The 22947-nt window shown below is 47.4% G+C and carries 21 protein-coding genes and 1 pseudogene; 9 read left to right on the forward strand and 13 right to left on the reverse strand.

Annotated features, from left to right (window positions below; all coding sequences use genetic code 11):
- The first annotated feature begins 767 nt into the window (after positions 1 to 767).
- Positions 768 to 2288 (forward strand): acetaldehyde dehydrogenase ExaC, encoded by a 1521-nt coding sequence (gene exaC, locus H6G89_RS18990; protein WP_190509277.1) that lies wholly within the window; start codon positions 768 to 770, stop codon positions 2286 to 2288.
- Positions 2289 to 2603: 315 nt separating this feature from the next.
- Positions 2604 to 2966, forward strand: a complete 363-nt coding sequence (locus H6G89_RS18995; protein ID WP_190509279.1) for a DUF779 domain-containing protein — start codon at positions 2604 to 2606, stop codon at positions 2964 to 2966.
- Positions 2967 to 3165: 199 nt separating this feature from the next.
- On the opposite strand, the gene H6G89_RS19000 is transcribed toward H6G89_RS18995, so the two are convergent.
- The gene (locus H6G89_RS19000) at positions 3166 to 4419 is read right to left on the reverse strand and encodes a diadenylate cyclase (protein ID WP_190509281.1); all 1254 of its coding nucleotides are present in this window, start codon (positions 4417 to 4419) and stop codon (positions 3166 to 3168) included.
- 952 nt (positions 4420 to 5371) lie between these two features.
- Between H6G89_RS19000 and H6G89_RS19005 the strand changes: the two genes are divergently transcribed.
- The 3 genes from H6G89_RS19005 to H6G89_RS19015 all read left to right on the forward strand — a co-directional run bounded on the left by H6G89_RS19005 (position 5372) and on the right by H6G89_RS19015 (position 9029).
- Positions 5372 to 5578 (forward strand): hypothetical protein, encoded by a 207-nt coding sequence (locus H6G89_RS19005; protein WP_190509283.1) that lies wholly within the window; start codon positions 5372 to 5374, stop codon positions 5576 to 5578.
- A 354-nt stretch (positions 5579 to 5932) separates the two neighbouring features.
- Positions 5933 to 7594, forward strand: coding sequence for a response regulator (locus tag H6G89_RS19010; protein WP_190509285.1), 1662 nt, complete (start codon positions 5933 to 5935; stop codon positions 7592 to 7594).
- A 4-nt stretch (positions 7595 to 7598) separates the two neighbouring features.
- Entirely contained in the window at positions 7599 to 9029 is a 1431-nt protein-coding gene (locus H6G89_RS19015; protein ID WP_190509287.1) for a sensor histidine kinase, read from the forward strand.
- An 87-nt stretch (positions 9030 to 9116) separates the two neighbouring features.
- Here H6G89_RS19015 and H6G89_RS19020 read toward each other — a convergent pair whose 3' ends face one another.
- Entirely contained in the window at positions 9117 to 9521 is a 405-nt protein-coding gene (locus H6G89_RS19020) for a MerR family transcriptional regulator (protein ID WP_199336807.1), read from the reverse strand.
- A 79-nt stretch (positions 9522 to 9600) separates the two neighbouring features.
- On the opposite strand from H6G89_RS19020, the gene H6G89_RS19025 reads away from it, so the two are divergent.
- Both H6G89_RS19025 and H6G89_RS19030 read left to right on the forward strand, forming a co-directional pair.
- Positions 9601 to 10449 (forward strand): SDR family oxidoreductase, encoded by an 849-nt coding sequence (locus H6G89_RS19025; RefSeq protein WP_190509288.1) that lies wholly within the window; start codon positions 9601 to 9603, stop codon positions 10447 to 10449.
- Between the two features lie 94 nt (positions 10450 to 10543).
- Positions 10544 to 11032 carry a 3'-5' exonuclease gene (locus H6G89_RS19030; RefSeq protein ID WP_190509290.1) on the forward strand — a complete coding sequence of 163 codons (489 nt, stop codon included), beginning with the start codon at positions 10544 to 10546 and terminating at the stop codon, positions 11030 to 11032.
- A 51-nt stretch (positions 11033 to 11083) separates the two neighbouring features.
- Here the strand turns inward: H6G89_RS19030 and H6G89_RS19035 are convergent, their stop codons facing one another.
- The 4 genes from H6G89_RS19035 to H6G89_RS19050 all read right to left on the reverse strand — a co-directional run bounded on the left by H6G89_RS19035 (position 11084) and on the right by H6G89_RS19050 (position 15295).
- Positions 11084 to 11707, reverse strand: a complete 624-nt coding sequence (locus H6G89_RS19035) for an NUDIX hydrolase (protein ID WP_190509292.1) — start codon at positions 11705 to 11707, stop codon at positions 11084 to 11086.
- A 144-nt stretch (positions 11708 to 11851) separates the two neighbouring features.
- The gene (locus H6G89_RS19040; protein ID WP_190509294.1) at positions 11852 to 12904 is read right to left on the reverse strand and encodes a PDDEXK nuclease domain-containing protein; all 1053 of its coding nucleotides are present in this window, start codon (positions 12902 to 12904) and stop codon (positions 11852 to 11854) included.
- A gap of 486 nt (positions 12905 to 13390) precedes the next feature.
- Positions 13391 to 14029, reverse strand: a complete 639-nt coding sequence (locus H6G89_RS19045) for a response regulator (protein ID WP_190509296.1) — start codon at positions 14027 to 14029, stop codon at positions 13391 to 13393.
- A gap of 12 nt (positions 14030 to 14041) precedes the next feature.
- Positions 14042 to 15295, reverse strand: coding sequence for a GAF domain-containing sensor histidine kinase (locus H6G89_RS19050; RefSeq protein WP_190509298.1), 1254 nt, complete (start codon positions 15293 to 15295; stop codon positions 14042 to 14044).
- A gap of 216 nt (positions 15296 to 15511) precedes the next feature.
- On the opposite strand from H6G89_RS19050, the gene H6G89_RS19055 reads away from it, so the two are divergent.
- On the forward strand, positions 15512 to 15838 hold the full coding sequence (locus tag H6G89_RS19055; protein WP_190509300.1) for a helix-turn-helix domain-containing protein: 327 nt from the start codon (positions 15512 to 15514) through the stop codon (positions 15836 to 15838).
- A 370-nt stretch (positions 15839 to 16208) separates the two neighbouring features.
- On the opposite strand, the gene H6G89_RS19060 is transcribed toward H6G89_RS19055, so the two are convergent.
- Entirely contained in the window at positions 16209 to 17348 is a 1140-nt protein-coding gene (locus H6G89_RS19060) for a Gfo/Idh/MocA family protein (protein ID WP_190509302.1), read from the reverse strand.
- A 53-nt stretch (positions 17349 to 17401) separates the two neighbouring features.
- Between H6G89_RS19060 and H6G89_RS35770 the strand changes: the two genes are divergently transcribed.
- Complete coding sequence (locus tag H6G89_RS35770; protein WP_255519452.1) at positions 17402 to 17533, forward strand: hypothetical protein; 132 nt, start codon at positions 17402 to 17404, stop codon at positions 17531 to 17533.
- A 92-nt stretch (positions 17534 to 17625) separates the two neighbouring features.
- Here the strand turns inward: H6G89_RS35770 and H6G89_RS19065 are convergent, their stop codons facing one another.
- From H6G89_RS19065 to H6G89_RS19090, 6 genes and pseudogenes are all read right to left on the reverse strand, one after another.
- Positions 17626 to 18432, reverse strand: a complete 807-nt coding sequence (locus H6G89_RS19065; protein ID WP_190509305.1) for an SDR family NAD(P)-dependent oxidoreductase — start codon at positions 18430 to 18432, stop codon at positions 17626 to 17628.
- A 408-nt stretch (positions 18433 to 18840) separates the two neighbouring features.
- Positions 18841 to 19170, reverse strand: coding sequence for a hypothetical protein (locus H6G89_RS19070; protein WP_190509307.1), 330 nt, complete (start codon positions 19168 to 19170; stop codon positions 18841 to 18843).
- A 473-nt stretch (positions 19171 to 19643) separates the two neighbouring features.
- A complete protein-coding gene (locus H6G89_RS19075) occupies positions 19644 to 19877 on the reverse strand; it encodes a hypothetical protein (RefSeq protein ID WP_190509309.1) in 234 nt (77 codons plus the stop codon).
- A gap of 520 nt (positions 19878 to 20397) precedes the next feature.
- Positions 20398 to 20910 carry a hypothetical protein gene (locus H6G89_RS19080; protein WP_190509311.1) on the reverse strand — a complete coding sequence of 171 codons (513 nt, stop codon included), beginning with the start codon at positions 20908 to 20910 and terminating at the stop codon, positions 20398 to 20400.
- Between the two features lie 154 nt (positions 20911 to 21064).
- Complete coding sequence (locus tag H6G89_RS19085) at positions 21065 to 21760, reverse strand: hypothetical protein (protein ID WP_190509313.1); 696 nt, start codon at positions 21758 to 21760, stop codon at positions 21065 to 21067.
- A gap of 191 nt (positions 21761 to 21951) precedes the next feature.
- Positions 21952 to 22818 (reverse strand): annotated as a pseudogene (locus H6G89_RS19090) (AAA-like domain-containing protein); the annotation flags it as partial.
- Positions 22819 to 22947: the final 129 nt, after the last annotated feature.

Consider the following 22947-nt stretch of genomic DNA (forward strand, 5'->3'; position numbering starts at 1 on the left):
ACGTATAGCAACGGTTGGAATTGAGACAAGGGGCATAGGAGCTTGCAGTGGTCAGGGGTGGAACCCCTGCACTCCGTCCCAATCAACATCTACACCGTGCCCTAGATTTGACGGCAGAACCTGTCTCTACCCAATATCAAGCCTAATTTAACGTGAATTCGGGATAAGGATTTCGGCGGTTAAAACCGCAGCTATCGGAGCAAAATCGAGCCGCATCCGTTCATCAAATCCTGCATTTTCTGTAGTCTGCGTCGGCGGACTTCGCTCTAGTAGCCGCGAATTTATTCGCCGGGCTCTTAAACCGAACTGACGCTAATTTAACTCCCATTCTTTAGCGTTGATGTGATTGGTACGTGCTTTATCAGTAACTAAATCTTCAACTTTATTTTAGAATTAACGCTTCTTTTACACAAAAAATAGTGTACCTAGCAGAGTTATTTATAGATGTGTATTAAAGTCTTTTAATCCTTCGAGTACTGGATTTCAAGAAATCTAACTTTCCTTATCGTCTCATTACAATACCCTTTTTCTTTTCAGAAAGATCAGGGAATGTATTCATTATTGATCATTTCAGACAACTTGTTGCTAAGGAGCGATTGCAGTCAGCCATCGCCAATCATTCATCAAGAAAGATAAAGCTGAAAAGATTTTACATCTAAATCATTCAGCACAAGTCGGGTGTTATCAGTTGGCTAATGATTTAACCTACAGATCATGGTTGTCTGTTGACTCACATTACACCAAACAGTAAATTTAACACACAAAAAATGGTAGTTTCAGCACCTCTTCAAACCAACAGCAGTTCGATTTTTCATGCACGTTATGACAACTTTATTGGTGGGCAATGGGTTCCTCCAGTTAATCGGCAATATTCCGAAAATTTGTCCCCTGTGCATGGTAAACCTTTGTGTCAAGTACCTCGCTCCACAGTAGAAGATGTTGAGTTAGCACTCGATGCAGCCCATGCGGCTAAAGAGCGTTGGGGTAAAACCTCCGTTGGAGAACGGGCACGCATTCTCAATCGCATCGCCGACCGCATGGAAGAAAATTTAGAGCGATTGGCTCTAGCAGAAACCTGGGATAACGGTAAACCTATTCGCGAAACTCGTGGAGCAGATGTTCCTCTAGCGATCGACCATTTCCGCTACTTTGCAGGCTGCATTCGAGCACAGGAAGGGGGTATCAGTGAAATTGATGCAGATACCGTTGCTTACCACTTCCACGAGCCATTGGGTGTAGTTGGACAGATCATTCCCTGGAACTTTCCTCTGCTTATGGCGTGCTGGAAACTGGCTCCTGCTCTGGCTGCTGGAAACTGTGTCGTATTAAAGCCCGCCGGTCCAACTCCCGTTTCCATTCTGGTGTTGATGGAGTTGATTGGCGATTTACTTCCTCCGGGGGTAGTTAACGTCGTCAATGGTCCAGGCGCAGAAATTGGTAAAGCTCTGGCAACCAGTCCTCGGATCGCGAAAGTGGCGTTTACCGGAGAAACGACCACTGGGCGTTTGATCATGCAATATGCTTCGCAAAACATCATTCCAGTGACTCTGGAATTGGGCGGTAAATCACCTAACATTTTCTTTGAAGATGTCTGTGCCAAAGATGACGACTTCCTGGATAAGGCGATTGAAGGATTTGTCCTGTTTGCTTTTAATCAGGGTGAGGTTTGCACCTGTCCATCACGGGCGTTGATCCATGAATCGATTTACGATCGCTTTATGGAGCGGGCACTGGAGCGCATTCGTCAAATTAAGCAGGGAAATCCGCTTGATGCTGACACCATGATGGGTGCTCAGGTGTCGATTAATCAGATGCACAAGATCACAGAATACGTGGGTATCGGTCAACAGGAAGGTGCTGAGTGTCTGATTGGTGGTCAAGTGGCAGATATGCCAGAAGACCTGAAAAATGGCTACTACTTCCAGCCCACTGTCTTCAAAGGCAACAACAAGATGCGGATCTTCCAGGAGGAAATCTTTGGTCCTGTGTTGGCAGTCACCACCTTTAAGGATGAAGCGGAGGCGTTAGCGATCGCCAACGATACGCTTTATGGCCTGGGCGCAGGCGTTTGGAGTCGTGACATGAATACGGCTTATCGCATGGGTCGGGCTATTCAGGCAGGACGGGTCTGGACGAACTGTTACCACCTCTATCCGGCTCATGCTGCATTTGGTGGTTACAAAGTCTCTGGTGTTGGGCGTGAAACTCACAGCATGATGCTGGAACACTATCAGCAGACGAAAAACTTGTTGGTTAGCTACAGCCCGAAAGCTTTGGGTTTCTTCTAAGCGAAGCGAATTTAACAGGGCGAAGCGAAATACGTTTCGTCCTGATACGCTTCTCATCCTTGCTTTGGGCGGATATATAGCAACTGTTGAGACAGTTAATACAAGGGGGTGTGGGGCTGCGCTCCTAGCCAGGGGTTCCACCCCTGCACCCCATCCTAACCAACCCCTCGGTTGCTATAGTTAGGACAAAGGCAATGACTCAAAGATTGATTTTTGGGAAGTTTTCTGGCTCGCCTCCGTTCTATTAAATTTGGCTACGGCTGTAATATTCGCCCTCTGTCAAATCCACTATTTTTTTGATAAAGATTGATATTTATGGTTGAAAAAGTCACGGCAACGGATGCAGCGTTGCAATTAATTGAGCATTTGAAACAGCGGCATGGGCTATTAATGTTTCATCAATCCGGTGGGTGTTGTGATGGCAGTTCACCCATGTGTTACCCAGTCGGGGAATTTATTATTGGTTCAGCCGATGTGCTGTTAGGTGAAATTCAAGGCTGCCCATTCTACATCGGTGCGCAGCAATATCATCACTGGAAACATACGCAACTCATTTTGGATGTTGCTCCCGGTCCCGGTGGTAATGATTTTTCGTTAGAAGGGGATTCAGGCGAACGCTTTATCACGCGATCGCGCCTCTTCAGTGATGCAGAGCAAGCTGCTATGCAGATAAATTAAAGCTGTTTTTCAACGCCAAAAACTTCTAAATTGAGAAGTTTTCACATCCATGAATGATCCAAAAGTAATCCAAAATCCTTAGGAACATGAATTAAACAAGGTGTAATTTTTGTGGAGGGGTTTGTCATTGCCAGACCCGTACAGCCAGGGCATTTGTATTATTTGATGCGTGATCCTTTTTAATAACCTGGAGAGGCAATCATGACAATTGACGTGAGGTTGAGACAGTTTTTATGATCAGAGATGCATCAGATTGATGTACTAACCGCATTGCTTCCTGTAGTACTTTGATCACATAAACATCTAAGTTACTACAGGTAACTGAGTGAAGAGAATGACCGCATATAGGACAACGTAATGATCTTTCCTGTTTTTGCAGATCCTCACTTTCTATCTCTTGAATCTTGAGTCGTTTTTTACACCCCTGACAAGTCACCTCACTTGAGCAGGAAGAGATCGCAACTTCTGACGTTGAGTAATCTTCTGTGTCTTCAATGGGTGTTTCATCAATGAAACGAACCTCCAGATCTGTCACACTCATGCCATCAGAAAAAATGGTGACTGGACCATCACTGGAGACAACAAAGATAATTCCTTTGACAAAATCAAAGGAAAAGCGTTGAGCAGAGGTGTGTCGAGTTCCAGCACGCGCCTCAATCAAACGCTTACTTGCTTCAGAATATTTCAGTTGTGCGCCTACCCCGATCGCCCGTGCTTGAGCATCTAGAATAACGGCTCCATCAGTGTAGGTCAGGAGGTGACGCAAAACAGCCACAGAGCGATCGCTGCCTACTTGCGTTTCAATCTCCTGAAGTGCAAAGTTGGGGCGCATATTTTCCCATTCCTCTGGGCTTGGCTCTGCCAAACACCAGACCAGTGTCGCCCCAATTTTACGTGGGCTCAAATCATGAAAACAAAACTCTAACAAGTCCTTTAACGTTTCAGGATCAGCTTGAGGAGCACAACGGCGAATATTACTTAAGGCTTGATTGATACAAGGTTTTTTCTGCCAACTGCGGTACTGGTGAATGAACAGCCCAGCATCACAAAATAGTTTGGTCACACCGTTAGTGTCGGTAATCCCAATAATCGCACCTAACTCTTGCTGAAGCTGCACGAGTTGCAGTTCGGTGTAAGCAGCATACTTGGGGATAAACACTCCGTGAAACTGCCCCGATTTGAAAATAGAGAAACTGTAGCACCCATCCGCCACTCGCCTTGCCTCCGACAGATTAATTTGCAATTTCTCACAAGTGCTTTTAATGACGGGAGCATTCTTCTTTTCGATCGCGATGAAGCCGTAAGGTTGCAGCTTTCCTTCGTGCAGAACTGGGCTGAGCGCGTAACTCAGTTCTGCCAGCACATCGGGATGTTGAATTAACTCAGGAACAGCTGTGGCAATGCCATTTTGCTTCAGTTCATCGATCAGGAAGGAGAGCGGTGATAGCATCATTTTGGTATGGCTGAATGGGTTGCTGTCGTCGATCAAACACCATCTGCCAGAATCTAACAGATGAGTCTCAACAGAGACTAACAATAACGTCAATTCGGGTTGAGCACCTGGAGAATCAATTTGCAGCTATCAGAGTCAAGTCCGAGGCTCGACCAGAATTTGCGGTTTCAATCACCAAGATTTTATCCCAAACCAAATCAACAATCGGTATGCAACGAAGTGTGCGATCGGTTAGTTTTGCTTTCCTGAAGCTGGACCAACTCTCTTTAATCGCTTTGAGCAGAAGGTATAGCCGTAGCCACACTCGATGGGCGGAGGCGAGTCAGAAAGTTTTCCCAGCATCAGGGCTTGAGCCATTACCTTTGCCTTAACCTTTCTGACAAAAGCTATATTTTGCCAAAATTCTTCTAGCTTCTATCTAGGAATGCACACAGGGAGGCTTTGCCTTCAACCATTGCTTCAGGAGGCAGAGCCTCCGTAATTCCATTTCCAAGCAGGAGATTGGAAACGAGGTTTGTCTGAGATTTGTTTGCAGAGAGAACTACCTACGCAGGTTCAAAACCTCAGTCCGCATCGGCGGACTTCGCTCATATAGCCGCGAATTCATTCGCCGGGTTCAGTTCCCCAATCACTAGATGCACCCACTTCAATCCTGTTTTGTCCGGGCGAATGGTCGTTTGCCCCTGCCGCAGACTCAATACCTGCCTCTATCAAACATCGAACTGATTTAATTCTATTTCTTAAGGGATTTTTGGAGCGATCGCCCCCTTCTACTCCTGATCTCCTAAATAATACGGATACACCAGAGGTATTATTGGAACCTTCGGTGAGTTTGCGGAGAGGGGCGATCACCTCTACCCCCATCTATCAGAACTAAGTCATATTACAGACACTACGCTAGATTTCTAGTTTCAACCGCTACTTTAAATTACTTTGAAAGGACTATCAACCCATGGATGCCTTAACAAAATACGCTACAGTCATGGCTTCAAGGCTTGGTTATTATCTCGCGATCGGTAAGAAGGAACATGGCACACGGTATGCCCTCGTCAGCCTGCAACGACAGTATCAAATCGATTACAGCTCACTGGATGGAGTGCTTAATTTTCTGGCGATTAAAGAGGATTGGGTAACAAATAGCACGGGCAACAAAGGCTAGGCGATCGCGCTCCCGTCAAATTCACTACACTGTTCACCCCCTCAGCTTTGAGATCACGGCTTGCCGTTGCTCAATGACCGCTGCAATCAGGGGGTATTTTGTCTTTCTGTAAAAAAGAACCGGTAGCAGGATGTATTCATCACCGCAAAGCCTGTAATTCTAATTTGAGAAAAGCAGAACTACAATCAATGGAAACTGACCCAGAAACTCGGCAACCAGTTTTAATAGACTGCTATGGAATGTTTCTTTCAAGTTCCTTGGGTCGGTTTAGCCCAACAATCAGGACTCGTATTTCCGCCGAACAAAGGTTAGTGTAGAGCAACGTCAAACGACTTCTAGCGGGATAGGTACGCAATGGCAAAGCCTGTAATTCTGACTGTTGATGATGATCCAGATGTATTGCAAGCCGTGTCACGAGACTTGCGACATCAGTATGGCGATCGCTTTCGCGTCGTTCGGGCTGAGTCTGGGAAAAGCGCGTTAGAAGCCCTGGAACAACTGAAGCTGCGAAATGAATCCGTGGCACTGTTTCTCGTCGATCAACGGATGCCCAACATGGACGGGGTAGGATTTTTGGGGGAAGCCCTCAAACTCTATCCAGAAGCAAAACGGGCACTCCTGACGGCTTATGCTGATACCGATGCTGCCATTCGCGCCATCAACCGGACACGCATCGACTATTACTTGCTGAAACCCTGGGATCCCCCCGAAGAGCGGCTTTATCCAGTGTTGGATGACTTGCTGGATGACTGGTTTGCAGGCTTTCGTCCACCCTTTGAAGGCATCCGGGTTGTGGGAAATCGTTGGTCACCCCTATCTCACCAGGCAAAAGACTTCCTGGCACGGAACCAGATCCCCTATCAGTGGTTGGATGTTGAACTGGAACCTGAAGCCGCCAAATTGGTAGAGTATGCCGAAGCTGAGGGCAAACAACAGTTACCCCTGGTTCTCTTTCCCGACGGTTCCCGGTTGGTACAGCCCTCAAACCTGGCGATCGCCGAAAAAATCGGACTGCGAACTCAGGCAGAACGTCCCTTTTATGACCTCGCCATCATCGGCGGTGGACCTGCGGGATTAGCTGCCGCTGTTTATGGTGCATCTGAGGGACTCAGCACCGTCATGATTGAGCGAGAAGCACCAGGCGGACAGGCGGGTTCCAGTTCTCGCATTGAAAACTATCTGGGGTTTCCGGTGGGGTTGAGCGGGGCAGATTTAGCCCGTCGAGCCGTGACACAAGCCCGGCGATTTGGCGTAGAAATTCTCACACCTCAAGAAGTCAGGAGCGTTCGCATTACTGACCCTTACCGGATTTTGCACTTGGCAGATGGGAGTGAGATCAGTTGCCACGCACTGCTGGTCGCGACCGGAGTTTCCTATCGCAAACTTAGTGTGCCGGGAATCGACCCGTTATGTGGTGCAGGGGTCTACTATGGAGCCGCTATGACAGAGGCGATCGCCTGCCAGGGAGAATCGGTTTACATTGTCGGGGGTGCCAACTCTGCCGGACAAGCCGCCATGCACTTCTCCAAATATGCGAGTGAGGTGGTGATGTTGGTGCGATCGCCCCTGACTAAGAGCATGTCGCAATATCTGATCGACCAGATCGAGGCGACCCCCAATATTCGGGTGTGTACAGGCTGTGTCGTGGAAGAGGTCAAAGGGACAACCAACCTGGAAGCCCTGGTGGTTAAAAATCTCAACACAGGTGAACGAGACACGGTTAATGCCACATCCCTCTTCATTTTCATTGGTGCGATGCCTCAAACCGATTGGCTGGATGGCACAGTCGAGCGAGATGAAAAGGGCTTTATCCTGACTGGACCCGACTTGATTCGAGAGGGCAAGCCCCCGAAAGGCTGGAATCTTGATCGCCCCCCCTTCCTGCTTGAAACTAGCGTTCCGGGCATTTTTGCCGCCGGAGATGTGCGCTACAACTCTGTCAAACGAGTGGCATCCGGAGTGGGTGAGGGTGCGATCGCCGTTCAATTTGTCCATCGTTACCTCAGCAAGGTGTAGCGTCATGGGAAACCAATTATGTATCGATGACTTGTTGCTGCTCGAACCGTTTCAAAAACTGCCTGAAGCTCGACTGCAATGGGTGTGCGATCGCGCCCAAAAAGTGTCACTCCAGACCGGAGAGGTGCTGGTGCGTGAGGGTGATCCCCATCGGGGTCTACTCATCCTGGTCAAAGGTCAAATCGTCATCACTCGCCGCAGCGAAGGGGCTGAAATTCCCATTGGGCGACACAATGCACCTGCTTTTTTTGGCGAGATCCAGGTGCTCACCGATGACCCTGCTCCGGTTACACTGCAAGCGTTAACCGAGTGCTACCTGTACGAGATCGAGACAGAGGACTTTCGTACGCTGTTGCACGAATGTCGTGAATTTGAGCGCATGATCTTCCGCAGCATGGAGCGGCGATCGCGTGGGTTAGAGTCGTTTATTCGTGGACGAGAAAAAATGGCAGCTTTGGGAACCTTAGCCGCAGGGCTTGCCCACGAGTTAAATAACCCTGCTGCTGCGCTGGTTCGGGCACTCAAGGAGATGCCAACGGCGATGCTGGAATTACAACGGATGAATCTGGTGTACGGGCAACGCCAGGTAGAACCTGAGCATACCCAGAAATGGTTGCAGATACGCGATGCAGGCTATGAAGCCATTTTGAACGATCGCACCAATCCAGTGACACTGAGCGATCGCGAAGAGAGCCTGCTGGAGTGGTTAGAAGACTACGGGGTTGAGAAAGCCTGGAAGCTGGCTGAACCCCTGGCAGAAGGCGACGTTACGCCTGAAATGCTCGATCAGTTGATGGAGCGTTGGCGAAATGACACCACCGAACTGCGAGAGATGGGATTGCACTGGTTGGCGTTGTCCTTTGAAGTGATGTCCATGGTTAAGCATGGTTTGCGGGGTGCAGAACGCATTTCAGAGCTTGTCAAAGCGATGAAGTCCTACTCTTATCTCGATCAGGGCATTCAACAGGAAGTCGATGTCCATCAGGGATTGGAAGATACGCTGCGCCTATTTGGACACAAACTCAAGCAGGGCATTCAGGTCAAACGGCAGTATGATCCCAAAGTACCCAAGGTGCTCGCCTTTGGCAGCGAACTCAATCAAGTGTGGACAAACTTAATTGACAATGCGATCGATGCTATGGATGGCAAAGGTGTATTGGAACTGACTACCCAGTTTAAAGGAAGTTCCATTCGGGTTGATATCACCGACTCTGGAAGCGGCATTCCACCTGAAATTCAGTCGCGCATTTTTGAACCGTTCTTTACAACGAAACCCGTAGGGCAAGGGTCGGGATTAGGCTTAGAAACTATCCGCCGTATCATTGAGAATCGCCATCAGGGCTCAATCCTATTTGAGTCAAAGCCAGGAAGAACGAGTTTTATGGTTTGCTTGCCATTGAATAAACCTGTGATTCGGTCGGGGAGTGAAGAGTAGGTAGTCGAGGTCAAACAAGCAGAAAATACTTTCAATGGCGATCGCGAAAGGATTACAGAAGTGCGATCGCCAACCTGTAACACGGACTCAAGAAGGCATCAAGCCTTGTTTTGTCGGCCCTCGTTCTGTGAGAACTCCATCCCATTCGCCTAAGTGCTCTATCTTAGTCAAAAGATACTGTCTCATTTGCTTCATTTCTTCAATTCGTTCATCAATTTGTCCAAGTTTTCGACTCAAAATATCTCGTTTCTGATCAACCGTTAGCTGATCATTCTCAAAGTCTTTAATCCAATCTTGAATCTCAGTGAGTGTAAACCCTAATCGCTTTGCCCGTTGAATCAAGACTAACCGCTCCAGACTCGCCTCAGAATAGTCCCTGTAGTTATTACTCTTGCGATTAATCAACTCAGAATCAATCAAGCCTTTCTTTTCGTAAAAGCGAATTGTATCAATCGGTAACCCAGATCGTTTTGCAAGTTCGCTAATCAGCATGATAAATCCTTGACTCTGGAGTATAGTCCATAGTTTACAGTGACTTTAGCTGAACTAGCGATCTGTCAAAGAGGTGATTATGAGAGCGGTTTTAATTACAGGAGCTTCTTCAGGGATTGGATACGGAGCAGCCAAAGAATTTGTAAGCCAGGGGTATCATGTATTTGGCAGCGTTCGTCAAGATAGAGATGCCCAACAACTGAGCCATGAAATGGGTACAAATTTTGTACCGCTATGCTTTGATGTCACCGATGCAAATGCGATCCAGCAAGCTGCTGACAAGGTTGCATCCATGTTAGAAGGCAAAGGGTTAGCAGGATTGATCAACAACGCTGGTATTGCGACCAGTGGTCCACTCATCCACCAACCCTTAGATGAGATTCGCTGGCAATTTGAAGTGAATGTGATTGGTTTAATCGCCGTTACTCAAGCGTTTCTACCGCTGTTAAAAGCTCAAACATCGCGTGCAAACCCAGGCAGAATCATTAACATTAGTTCTACTGGTGGCAAGATTGCTGCTCCGTTTATCGGGGCTTATGCAGGTAGCAAACATGCAGTTGAAGGCATCTCTCACAGCCTACGACGAGAGCTACAGCTTCATGGGATTGATGTCATTATTGTGGCTCCGGGTGCTGTAAATACCCCCATTTGGGATAAGGAATCAGCACAGGATGTGAGCCGATATACCGCGACTGAGTATGCAGAATCGATACGAGCTTTTCAACAATATTTTGTTGCTCAGGGCAAACAGGGGTATTCCTCAGAGGTAGTCGGACGCTTTATTCGCAGAGTCTTTGAAACTCCAAATCCAAAATCCCGATACACGATTGTTCGCAACCCAATTTCCAACTGGATTCTTCCTGCTCTCTTACCCGATCGCTGGCTAGATAAACTGATTGGGCGAAATGTCGGCTTGTTACCTAAGTAATAGCGACGACCAGGGAACGATATTGATTGCGCGATCGGCTGAGTCGGGAATATTAGAGAATAGGTTCATTGCTTTTACGGCTCATCGGTTGATCATGACAACTTTTGTTGCTCTGGATTTTGAAACAGCAGACAACGCCAGAGATAGTGCCTGTTCTGTGGGGCTTATCCGCGTAGAAAACTACCAGATTGTGCAACGGGCGCATTATCTGATCCGTCCACCTCGGTCAACATTCCGGTTTACCTCGATTCATGGCATTCGATGGCGAGATGTGGCTGACCAACCCTCCTTTGGCGAGTTGTGGAATGTTTTTAATTCAAGCCTGTATGGTGTAGAGTTTCTGGCAGCCCATAACGCTTCCTTTGATAAGGGAGTTTTGTATGCCTGTTGTGACACGTATGGCATTCCTCGACCCTCACAGCCTTTTGTTTGTACCGTACAACTGGCTCGCAAAACCTGGAACATTCGCCCCACAAAATTGCCCAATGTTTGTGAGTATCTGGGGATTGAGTTAGATCACCATCAAGCATTGTCAGATGCGGAAGCGTGTGCGCGAATTGTAATTTCGGCACACCGATTCTAGACGTCTGAAAGTCTGATGAAAGTTTAGTGTCAGTCGTCGTCATCTCACCAGTTAATCAAAATCAGTTTGCCAATCTGGATGACGATAATGCGCGAATAGACGACTAATCTGAGCAGGCATCACACGAGACAGAGACAAATCTGGGATTTCATCTTCCGCAAAGAAAGTGGCTTCTTCGGTTTCTACATTATCTATCGGTGAACCCCCTAACAACTCGCACAGAAAAAAGAGTTTGTAAATGTGATGTTCAAAGGGTGGATGATTGTGACGGGGATGGTCGCGATCGTACAGCGCGAGTAACTTTACGGCTCGTGTTTGATAACCAGATTCCTCGTAGACTTCTCGCTCTACTGCGAGGCTTGGCGGTTCACCCACATCTACATACCCTCCAGGCAACGTCCACAATCCGTCAAACTTTTCTTTAACTAAGAGAATTTTGTCATTCTGAAAAACCGCACCCCGGACATCAACTTTGGGAGTAGCGTATCCCGTTTCCCGTTTGAACAGATCCAGCACTAGATTGGGTTCCACATTAGAGTGAGTTGCCATGATTTCAGCGGCAATCTGTTGCACCTGCTGAAACCGATCGATATCAAAGGGATTTTGGCTGTAGGTTAGCCCACACTGGGCGATCGCCTGTAGTTTCTGCGCCCACTTTAGCCATTGAGTATCCATGTTCTCCCTCCTGATAACATGCTGTTGATAGCTCCATACTGCGAGCACATCCACCCCAACGCTACACCAGATCCTGCCGTCTTAGCAGGTTGCCATGACGACCTTCCTACCCGCTCTCGACCTCCATCGGACGAGTTGTCGATGTTATGCTTCTGATTCCTTACTCTCCACAGTGACCTCAGAGGCGATCGCCTCCAACTCCATCTCCAACTGCTCGATAGACGGGAGACTATCTTCAATTTGCTTCGCCAAACGATGGGTCGCCACTCCTATCGGAGTCGTGAGGTTGCGCAGTGCATACTCCACTACTGTCTTACTTTTTGACGTACACAAAATCAAACCAATCGTGGGCTGATCGTCAGGATGTCGAACTAGATCGTCGATCGCCGAGATATAAAAATTAACCTGTGAGCCAAAACTGGGTTGAAAGTCTCCAATTTTTAGCTCTACCACGACATAGCAGCGGAGTCGAAGATGATAAAAGAGCATATCAATACGATATTCCCTGCCATCAACCTCAATGGGAAATTGACTACCAACAAAGGCAAACCCCACTCCCAATTCGAGCAAAAAATCGCGAATGTGAGTGACTAGCGCATTCTCTAAGTCTCGCTCCTGGGCATCCTTGCTCAGCGATAAAAACTCTAGATGATAGGGATCTTTTAACAAACTGTTGGCAAGATCAGACTGTGGCTTCGGTAGAATTTGCTCAAAATTAGTTGTCGCCCCTCCCATCCGCCGATGCAGTTGATTCTCGATCTGGAGCACTAATATATCTCGACTCCAACCATTCTCTACAGCTTGTTCTGCATACCACAGCCGCTCCTCGTTCAATTTCAGCTTCTCAAGCAACGCAATGTTATGTCGCCAGGGTAATTTTGCAACGCAGCGTTGCAAGATTGATTGATCGGGATAGGCTTCTGCAAAAGCCTTCATGTAACGGATGTTGCGAGCTGAGAACCCTTTGATTTCAGGAAATTCTCGTTTCAAGTCCAGAGCCAGTCGATCGACAATTTTTGCTCCCCAACCCTGTTCCTGCTCCTTAAGCAGGATATCGCGTCCAATCTGCCAATACAGGCTGATTAGCTCCTGATTGACTGCCAGTGCGGCCTGGACTTGAGAGCGACGAATACGCTCCTTGAGGGAAGTCAGAAATTCATGATAGTTGGCTGGAGAAACAAGAGGATTTTTAGACACAGGGCGTATTTTCGTTCAGCAATTGAAGGAGGTACAAGATTATAAGTTATAGCAACTGAAGGGTTGATTAGGACGGGGTGCAGGGGTAAACCCCACACCTCTGCCTGACAAATCTTTTATGCTTGGTGATTAAAATCGCGGCTACGAGAGCAAAACTCGCCGACGCGGGTTACAAAGAACCTTAATGCATTGAGTTTGCGAAGGCGAACTTCGATTAGATAGGCGCGAATTCCATCCACCAGCCAAAGCACAGAATATCAGCTAAGGCTACCGTGTACACACAACTCCTCTCAAGCCCTTAAAATCCCTAACTCTGTGGGACTTTGAGCCTTCGTCAAGACACATTAGCTTGCTAAGGGGGACTACAGGGTTTTATAGAGGCTATCAACAGGTCTATAACACTATCAAAATAAGCAGAAATTGTGGTATCGAACTCCTCCCGACTACGCCTCCAACGCAGGGGAAGTGCTGTTTACCGGAGATGTATTACGATGTTAGCGTCCGGCTCACCATGCCCCGTTTGATAGCGAAAAGGGCTGCCTGGGTGCGATCGCTCACCCCTAATTTGCTAAACACATGATTGGCATGATACTTAATTGCGCTTTCAGACAGGTGTAGCGTTTCGGCAATTTCGCTGTTACTTTGACCCTGCGCGATCAGTTCTAACACTTGCTGTTCTCGCGGAGTCAACTGGGGACGGCTCATACGTTCTGCCAATTTTTCGCCCACCTCAGGAGGAATGTATTTCTTCCCTGAATGCACCATGTGAATGGCTCTAACGATTTCATCCACCGGGGCATTCTTCAGAATGTATCCCTTTGCGCCCGCCTGTAGCCCCTGATAAATCTCTTCATCACTGTCATAGGTGCTGAGGATAATCATGCGTGCCTCTGGATACTCTTGCCGAATTTTGGCGATCGCCTCCACTCCATTCATTTCTGGCATTTGCAAATCCATCAGCGTGATATCCGGGTGATATTGTCGAAACAGGGCTACCGCCTCCACACCATTGGCTGCCTCAGCGACAATCTCCATCCCTGACCGATATCGCACCATTAACACCAATCCATTGCGAACAATGGGATGATCATCGACGACTAAAACTCGAATCGATTGTTCTGACATCACTTCATTCTCCTAAGTGGCAGCAACATGAATACAAATCTCTGTGCCTTGCCCTGGTTGGCTGTGAATCGTTAGTTGCCCACCAATGCGATCGGCACGTTCACTCATACTGATCAGCCCAAAACCACCCGTATCCATATCGGGTAAAAAACCACGCCCATTATCTTGAACACACAATTCGACACTTGTATCGTCATAGGTCAGTTTAATAGACAGGGTTGTTGCTTCAGCGTGCTTCAGCGTGTTAGTGATTGCTTCCTGACCAATGCGCAATATATTTTTTCCAATCGCTGGTGAGAGCAGACGGGGTGCTCCCAAAATTTGCAAATCAATTGCAAGCGATGCCCCTGTTGTCATTTGATTAACACTGCCAGACAACTGCTGGACCAGATCGGCGTATTCCTTCTCATTGGGACGGAGTGCCCACACCGATCGCTGTGCCTCCGCCAGTCCACTCCGTGTCAGATCTTCGACGCGATCGATAATATCAGCTACAGCGGTCGGATCCTGTCTCAAAAGCCACTTTGCAACTCCCAGTTGAATTGAAATTCCGGTGAATGCCTGTGCCAATGTATCGTGAATTTCTCGCGCCAGTCGATTGCGTTCCTCTAGAATAGCCGCTTCTCGGTTTTGCTCTGCCATCCGTAGCAACTGAATTGCTAGAGTTGCATGATGTGCCAAGGCTTGCATGAGTTCCAGATCATCCGCTTGAAACTCTCGCTGTTCCATAAAGCGAAGGGTGAAACTGCCGATCACTTCCGTTCTCAAGAGCAACGGCACACCTAACAAGGTCTTGACACCCAACTGTTGCATAAACTGGCGTTGCTCAGGTGTTAACTCTGGGGCAGTTTCAACGTTATAAATGGTGGGATGGCGATCGCGAATATGGGTTTTCCAGGCTAAGTCTTGCCCCTGCCGCCATGATCCGGGCAGTTCCTTACCATCAGCGGTGGTTCTAAAAATCTCACCGTCATAACACACTAGATGGACATGAAAGGTATCTGAGTTGGGAGCCGCCAACCACAAAGCAGATGAAGGCGAGCCCAGACATTCGCTCATCACACACAAAACGTGTCCCAATGCGGTGTCAATTTCTGGCTCACTCGCCAAAACATCGACTGTTTTTTTAAGGACGGCATTCGCTTTAGCAAGTTGCTCAACTCTTTGGATTGGTGCCTCACTGGCGGATTGAGCTTTGATTTCAAAATCACTTTGGGACATCGAGTATCGAGTGGATGCTGGCAATCGCAAATAGTTGCTGACCATTATTATTGCAGGAACTAAAGCGGTAGGTGAATGAAGGAGTAACAGGTTTATTCCATCATCCCATCAACTCACCCCTGTATCTCCAATCTTTAGTTCAGGGTAGGCTTACCTATTTGTCTAATCTCAATCAAACTCTGAGTAAGCGACTTTTCAATGCTCATTTGAATAAACTTGCTTTCAAATGTATTTGATGAACAATGATCTTGTCGGGTAAAGATGAATGAATTACCACCAGAAATGGTAAGACAAACATTAGATTATATTCAGGAGCGTCTTAGTGAAGAGATTTCATTAGAAGCGATCGCAAACCATCTTGGCATCAGTCAGTATTACTTCAGTCACTTGTTTAAACAAGCTATGGGAGTTTCACCCTATCAGTACGTTCTACAACAACGAGTAGAGCGTGCGAAGCAGTTATTGAAAGAAACTGATCTATCGATTGCTGATATTGCATTAGAGTGTGGTTTTGCTAACCAAAATCATCTCGCAAAACACTTCCGCAGTTTGGTTGGAATGTCTCCTAAAGCCTATCGAGCTAGTTGACGGACAAACGTTTTGCAACCCCTGATATTCTTGCTGTCGCTGGCGAGTTGAATTCGCGCTACCCGATCGAAGTCCACCTTTGTAGACTCGATGCATTAAGGTTCCTTGTAACCCGTGTCAGCAGGTTTTGCTTCTATAGCTGCGATTTTAACCGCCAAATATATAGCGGCAGCCAGGAGTTTTAGAACATAGACTGAAAGGAAGCCTATGCTATTCCTCCTGCGATTGAGTCATGTCTAAACCCTACGGCCGTAGCCACATTCGATGGGGTGGAGGCGAGTCGGAAAGCTCCCCAGAACCAGGGTTTGAGCCATTGCCTTTGTCGTAAGCTTCCCAACCAAAGCTATATCTACCCGCTATTGAGCACGGTCTATAACTTGCTTCCACCTGGACTGGCAGCATGAATCAAGTCTGGCTTCGCCTCAACAGGAGGACGCTGAATTGCCTGATCAACCGTGGGGCGTTGATGATAATCAAGCTGAAGCTTTACGGGCTGACCCTGTTCAATGGATTGATACAAAGCACGAATGATGCGGACATCATTTAGCCCTTCCATTCCAGATGGTTCTGGGTCTTTGTTCTGAAGGATGCAATCTGAAAAGTAGGTGAACTCGGCAGCTAACTGGCTGTGCGGTGGGAAAGACTGCTCTTTCGTTTCACCGTTAATAGTCAGGTAATGTTTCAGTTCTCCAAACCAGGCATAAGCTGGATCTAAGCGCAGATCACCTTTGGTGCCAACCACTTGATAGGTGGAAACTTGGGCTGCTCCAAAACTGACAGTAAAGGTTGCCAACCGCTCATCCGAAAAACGCATAATCACACTGGTCATTTCTTCTACTTCGGCAAAACGTTGTTCGCCTTTATTAGCTGCAACAGCAAACACTTCAATTGGCTCATCCTGAAATAGATACCGTGCCGCATTGATGCAGTAAATACCAATGTCATCGATCGTGCCGCCTCCTGTAATTTTCCGCAAACGAATGTTGCCTGCGTCAGTTACCTGTTGAGTAAAGACCGAGTTAAAGATACGTGGTTCACCAATCTGTCCCGATCGCACCACTTCAACCGCTTGCATATTCGCTGGTTCGAGGTGCAACCGATAAGCAATCATCAGTTTTACACTATTACTTTTACAGGCATGAATCATTTGCTCACACTCATCTTCTGTGACTGCCATTGGCTTTTCGCACATCACATGAATTCCCTGGTTTGCGGCTCGTACTGTGTATTCAGAGTGCAAATGATTGGGTAGCGCAATGTAAACTGCATCCACCTCGCCACTGGTTAAGCAATCTTCGTACTGGTCATAGGAGTAAGTGTGCTGAATGCCGTATTTTTGACCCAGTTCCTTCAATTTGGTGGGGTTATCAGATACAAGTGCTACTAATTCTGAATGCTCGGCTTGAGCGAAGGCTGGCAGTGCTGCTTCTTGAGCAAACCAGCCAAGCCCAACTACTGCATAGCGGATTTTACGATTGCCGTTGGGAGATGAAGGTTGAGATGAAGTCATGGGGATATTTTATTGGAAGAGGATTATTCGATGACTAATGCTTTTCTGGTCATTTGGATAAAGCACGAGTAGCTGATGATGACGTGTTGACAGCAGTACGGGAATTGCAAGGGTTGGAGCGAACGGATCAAATTAAATATGCTGTGTTAGAGCGCAGTGGTGGTATCTCCATTATTCCCCGTTAATCTGAGGCATCCAGGTGACAGTTAGAACGGAGTGTAACTGGAGACATAACCGGACATCTTGCACCAACCCACTTTCGCGCCAATCAGGATGCCTATGATTTGTTGCTTGAACCAGGTTCTGTCAATTGGCGATGTTGGGCAGCATTCACCGTATCTGGTAAGACCTTGCTCACATTGCCCTGAAGTTTTGTCATGGGTGAGCCTGCAATAATGGCATCTTTGCCTGCCATCAATGCCTCAAATCCCTGCTTGGCAACTTCAGCTGGATCATCTTTCTTCTTAGAACCTGCTTTGGTATCGTCCATCTCTGCCCGGTGAAAGAAGTTGGTATCGGTTGGTCCAGGCATGAGTGATGTGACGGTAACGCCTGTATCTTGCAACTCGTTGCGAATGCCCTCAGCAAAGGATTGGATGAATGCTTTAGATGCAGCATATACTGCCTCAAAAGGTCCGGGCATGAGAGCGGCGATCGATGATGTAAAGAGAATTCGTCCCTTGCCGCGATCGACCATATCTTTGACTACTCGTTTTGCCAGATGAACGGACGACACTACATTCAGATTAATCAGATTGAGTTCGTCCTTTAGATCGGTTTCGTGAGCAAATTCGCCACCCACACCGACACCTGCATTGATGGCGATCGCCTCTACTGGTTGTCCAGTCGCCCGGATCGTGCTGTAAAGCGTTTCCACTCCATCATAGGTTGCCAGATCTGCCTGGACTGTTTCGACATTTGCACCACATTGCTGGAATGCTTGAGCCGCTTCATTAATGCTGTCTCCAGTGGCTGTTACCAGCAAATCAAAACCGTTTTGGGCGAACTGTTTGGCGAGTTCGTAGCCGATGCCATTGGAGGCACCTGTCACAACAGCCAGAGGACGTGTCAACGTGCTATTCATCACTTTCTAAATCCTATAAAGCTACTTCGCGTCACCCTGGCTCTAGACATGATCAATTTAGTACTGCACCACGGTGAATTTGACAGGAGAGGTTTAGAGGAGTAGGGAAGTAGAGCGATCGCTGGGGAATAATTCGGTAGCTCCTCCACGCCTCTACCCCTCCACAATTGGCTGTCATAGTTCCTATGGTCAACGACTAGATTTGCTCCCATAAAAACCAGGGGTGAAACGTAAATTGTGTGCCTTCAGTCCTTCTGATCCTAAGAAGGTAGTTGATTAGCTGCGTCTTTCTAATGACGTATCACGGGTAAGGTTGAGAGGTATTTGAGGTGCGGTTAATGCAACGAAATTGTCTTATTGCGGTCGCTGATGGCGATGGGATCACCCTTGAACATGAGTTGTCAGTTGTTAATCGTTACTCGGCTGACCTTTCCCTAAATACACACTCTTCAACCCCATGGTTCCCTTCTTAGTCATGCCCCAATAGCGCAGATAACGGTAGGGTCCATAGATCTTGCCTGTTCTGGTATCTGGAATCATTTTCAATTCGATATGCCCTCTTCCACCATGCCGACCCAACGGAGTTCCATCTTCTCGCCGCTTTTCAAAGCCATCGGATGTATCCTGTTGTCTGGCTTCTAGCAATCCAGTGATCATGGCTGCAAGCTCTTCTAGCTCCTCATTTCGCCAGTTGTGGATGTCTTGAATTAGCCGTTCTAGTCGGCTTCGGGGTGGCATTTTAGTGGCTTTGCGGATGGTTTAGGGAATGTATCTTTTCGACATAAAGCACAAGTATTCCCTAAATCGACAAATTGTTGAAGATACAACTGTTTCACTTCATGGCAGTCACTTAGTACTGCTATTCACAGATAGGGTTTGGAAATAAAACCAGAGGGGTGTGGGAGCTGTGCCCCCAGCCAGGGGTTCCACCCCTGCACCCCAGATTCCCACCCTTATTTACGACGAGTTGTACTTAGGGAATAGTTAGCTGTTTTGGACGAAAGTTTTCCCTAAGGATCGTGAATTAAATAACCTGAAAAACGGCAACCCCCTGTACGGGCGCGGCATTCGGCAGAGGGTTCTGAAACAATGGCAAGGGCTTTTGACCGAATGCCACACCCCTACGCCAGAAATTACACCTTAATAAATTCGCGACCCTAAGCAACTGCTTGAGGGCAAGCACTTCCACAAATCATCAGCCGTCGTTGTGGTTACGATTCACCGTGTCTATCCAATCGCTCAATTAATCTTTTTAGTCGCATAAAAGCTTGTTCTGGAGTCAATGGCTCCTGATGTTCATCGGGAATATAAAACTGACTGCTATCGACAAAGTGGCGCACTACAAAGCTGCGAATTAACCCCAACTGCAACGCTTTTTTGCCCAATTCTTCAGCTACGTCTGATAGGCTCAGTTCATCGTGATACGGTGAATGCTTAACAGTCATAATGTCTTCCGATAGCCCTTTTCATCCAAATGGGTCAGGTGTAGTTCCGATGCTTTCAATGGCAGGAAATGAGGTAAGCCAACGATCGCGGATTCACCCTTCTTTGCTCTGGGATAGGAAAGATGTAAACCAGAGAATAAGTGTAAACAGTGTATCTTCAACTCTTCTGATCCTAAAAAGCTAATCAGGCAGTTGTGTCTTTCCGATGAAAGAGTTTGATATAGCAACCCTAAATGATTTGTGAAAGTGCCCGCCCATCGGGCGGGCACTTTCACAAATCACCTTTTTCACAAATCAGATAGGACTACTATATGCAAATATAGCTTTGGTCAGGAAGCTTACGGCAAAGGCAATGACTCAACCCCTGATGCTGGAAAGCTTCCTGGCTCGTCTCCGCCCCATCGAATGTGGCTATGGTTAGAATTTCTGTGCCAACCCTGACTACCTGACAAATCCTGTATGCTTGGCGATTGAAATCGCAGCTACAGGAGCAAAATCTGCCGATGCGGGTTACAAACAGCTATCCTGGCAATTCCTGTCTCTTGTAAATCGCTGGAATGGCGATCGCCATCAACATCACCAGATTGGCAATCCAAAACAGGACAACACCGACAAAACCGATCCATGCTAAAGGGGATAAAGATAGCTGAGTGAATCCATCCAAGAGTTGCCACAGCCGAAAAGCAGTGTAGTAGAGGCCTATAGGAACTACCACACTGGGAACGAACCACTGACTAAACACACGTTCAGAGATGAGTTGCACGGCAACAACTAAAAGATAACTGCTCCAGAAATTGAAGGAGGAAAATTGGTTCCATGTGATAGCCCACAGGGCGATCGGCAACAGAACTCCAACAATTAAGGCTAATTTGACCCATCCCTTGAGAAATAACCACTGCCGATCACTAAATCCAATCTCAGATGTGAAGGGCAGACGTTGAGCTTTAACGCCAAAGCCATAGCCGGCTGCCAGGCTTGTTATCGCCAGCATAAAAAGCACATTCACCAGTTCGTGATTGAGGGTTAGATGCATGAGGTTATGGGCTGAAAGGGCTGCATATCATGGTGTGGAAAAGAATTGAGGAAAGAAGGTTGAGAGAGAAATTCGTGAAAAAAATTTGCGAAGAAAAGTCGTAAGGATTATCCTGAAACATATTTTGTGATGCGGTCAAGACTGATGATGCATCTCAAGATTTGCGAATGGCGATCGTGTAGGACGCTCGCTGGTTAGCCTCGCGTTGCGTCTTGACGATTCGGAAGTCTGGGTCGCAGTAAAGGTGTTCGAGTTGGGGAGTCGCTTGAAGAATTTTCTCCACTTTTTTAGCTGTGGGTTGATCCAAATTTTTGAATCTCGCTAGCTTGGGAGAGGTTACCGCTTTTGTAAACCAGGCATCTGCGACATCAACCGTAAACGGTCTGGCTCGAATCCGCAATGTCTGCTCAATACCGACGTTCTGAATGAACCACTGCTGGTTGCTGACCTCATACCGTTGAATCAGCATAAAGTCGTAAGCCACCAACCAGGATGACAGCTTTTTCAGGAGAGGAATGCGAGAACCGGGGGCATATCGTGCCATGTTGGCGTAGTATCCATCTGGATGAAAAATCTGGTAAGACTGATCACGGATGCGCCCCGGAAAAATGTCTTGAAAGGGAATTGTAGACCAGAGAGAGAGCCAGACTCCCTGCACGAGAGACACCTGATCGCTCGCGAGTGGAACTGGATTGCGTTTTTGCAGTTCTGCAAACAGTGCAGCAAGTTCGGTTTTGTAAAACTGAGCTTTTTTCCCTAGAGAATCTTCATCCCGTCCAGCTACGAGATGCAGGACAGCCTGTTTTAACTCATCCGTACTCTTCTGTGGGAAGTCATCGGAGTCTGCCATATTTGCCTCAAATCTACAAATTCAACATATCACTAACACCCGCATCACTCATCCTCAACAGGCAATCTGAAGGCGATCGCCCTGATTAGCCCTTCCTCCCCATACCGAATTGTAAAACTACCTGTGTAAATCTCTACTTGACCGAGGCCACCGTGAGAAACCATGTGACCCGTATTCTCAGCCAATTAGGGTTGCGCGATCGCATACAGGGTCAAGCGCACCAGAAAAGGATATCCCCCAATAAGTGCCATCAGAGATTGAATCGACTCGGCGGGAAGGACAAGACGATGACGCCGCACCAGTTCTTCGATTTGGGGCAGGGTAAATTCTGATAACTCGATGGGTAATCCGACATTAAATGGAGATTTGTTCACATCGAGTGGAATGTAGACCTCAGTGGAATGCACCACAATCAAACGAATATTTTTCCAGATCTCTCGCCGTTTGGCTTCTTCATGCAAAGCACGCAACAAACTAAAAAAGTCATCGGCAATTTCAAGGTTAACAAAGACGCGATCGATCTCATCCAATCCCAACGTTAGAGGAGCCGAGAGATGCGGTAACAAATACTGTTCAAAATAGGCTTTGCAACATTGGTTGCTACCAATTAGATCAGCCAGTTGCCAATGCTTTGCGAGTTGATCGAGATCAAGCAGTCCCAATTCTAAACGGTAGTGTTTCAGATCTGTTGCCACTAACCCCCGGCTGTCGCCGTCCCCCTTGGTAAGGGGGACTACAGGGGGTCTTACAGAGGTTATCAACAGGTTTGGAACACCACCTTCTAAACTCACACTGGCACAAAACCATTGGAGAAAAGTATCGGAATTTGTGAGACTACGTTGACTGGCAAGCTGAAAGCTCAGGGGTACGATCTGCGATCCTTGCTGGTTGGCTCGATGAAGAATGCGTGCCATCAGCGAAGTTTTGCCCATTTGTCGGGGAGCTTTGATGCGAATTAATGCACTGGGTTGGGCGATCGCCTCATAACACAAAGCTTCAATGGGGGGACGCTCAATATAAAAGCGTGATTCTACATCCATCTGCCCACTGGGAATCTCATACCAAATCAAATGGTGTTCAAGACAGATATCGGGAGGGGCAGGTTTTGCAGATAAGTGCTTGGGTTTGCCGTTAGTAAACAGCTAAACCCGCCCCTACGAGCGTCCGCATTTGTACTGGAAACCATT

This window comes from Oscillatoria sp. FACHB-1407 (genome assembly GCF_014697545.1).
Classification (GTDB): Bacteria; Cyanobacteriota; Cyanobacteriia; order Elainellales; family Elainellaceae; genus FACHB-1407.

What these genes read in the sequence shown, in the direction of transcription:
- H6G89_RS19020 (WP_199336807.1), bottom strand. Translation starts at nt 9,521, where the DNA reads ATGCTGATTAGCGAACTTGCAAAACGATCTGGGTTACCGATTGATACA.
- H6G89_RS19060 (WP_190509302.1), bottom strand. Translation starts at nt 17,348, where the DNA reads ATGACTTCATCTCAACCTTCATCTCCCAACGGCAATCGTAAAATCCGC.
- H6G89_RS19045 (WP_190509296.1), bottom strand. Translation starts at nt 14,029, where the DNA reads ATGTCAGAACAATCGATTCGAGTTTTAGTCGTCGATGATCATCCCATT.
- H6G89_RS19065 (WP_190509305.1), bottom strand. Translation starts at nt 18,432, where the DNA reads ATGAATAGCACGTTGACACGTCCTCTGGCTGTTGTGACAGGTGCCTCC.
- H6G89_RS19085 (WP_190509313.1), bottom strand. Translation starts at nt 21,760, where the DNA reads ATGGCAGACTCCGATGACTTCCCACAGAAGAGTACGGATGAGTTAAAA.
- exaC (WP_190509277.1), top strand. Translation starts at nt 768, where the DNA reads ATGGTAGTTTCAGCACCTCTTCAAACCAACAGCAGTTCGATTTTTCAT.
- H6G89_RS19035 (WP_190509292.1), bottom strand. Translation starts at nt 11,707, where the DNA reads ATGGATACTCAATGGCTAAAGTGGGCGCAGAAACTACAGGCGATCGCC.
- H6G89_RS19070 (WP_190509307.1), bottom strand. Translation starts at nt 19,170, where the DNA reads ATGCCACCCCGAAGCCGACTAGAACGGCTAATTCAAGACATCCACAAC.
- H6G89_RS19055 (WP_190509300.1), top strand. Translation starts at nt 15,512, where the DNA reads ATGAATGAATTACCACCAGAAATGGTAAGACAAACATTAGATTATATT.
- H6G89_RS19005 (WP_190509283.1), top strand. Translation starts at nt 5,372, where the DNA reads ATGGATGCCTTAACAAAATACGCTACAGTCATGGCTTCAAGGCTTGGT.
- H6G89_RS19080 (WP_190509311.1), bottom strand. Translation starts at nt 20,910, where the DNA reads ATGCATCTAACCCTCAATCACGAACTGGTGAATGTGCTTTTTATGCTG.
- H6G89_RS19050 (WP_190509298.1), bottom strand. Translation starts at nt 15,295, where the DNA reads ATGGTCAGCAACTATTTGCGATTGCCAGCATCCACTCGATACTCGATG.
- H6G89_RS19010 (WP_190509285.1), top strand. Translation starts at nt 5,933, where the DNA reads ATGGCAAAGCCTGTAATTCTGACTGTTGATGATGATCCAGATGTATTG.
- H6G89_RS18995 (WP_190509279.1), top strand. Translation starts at nt 2,604, where the DNA reads ATGGTTGAAAAAGTCACGGCAACGGATGCAGCGTTGCAATTAATTGAG.
- H6G89_RS19025 (WP_190509288.1), top strand. Translation starts at nt 9,601, where the DNA reads ATGAGAGCGGTTTTAATTACAGGAGCTTCTTCAGGGATTGGATACGGA.
- H6G89_RS19000 (WP_190509281.1), bottom strand. Translation starts at nt 4,419, where the DNA reads ATGATGCTATCACCGCTCTCCTTCCTGATCGATGAACTGAAGCAAAAT.
- H6G89_RS19015 (WP_190509287.1), top strand. Translation starts at nt 7,599, where the DNA reads ATGGGAAACCAATTATGTATCGATGACTTGTTGCTGCTCGAACCGTTT.
- H6G89_RS19030 (WP_190509290.1), top strand. Translation starts at nt 10,544, where the DNA reads ATGACAACTTTTGTTGCTCTGGATTTTGAAACAGCAGACAACGCCAGA.
- H6G89_RS19075 (WP_190509309.1), bottom strand. Translation starts at nt 19,877, where the DNA reads ATGACTGTTAAGCATTCACCGTATCACGATGAACTGAGCCTATCAGAC.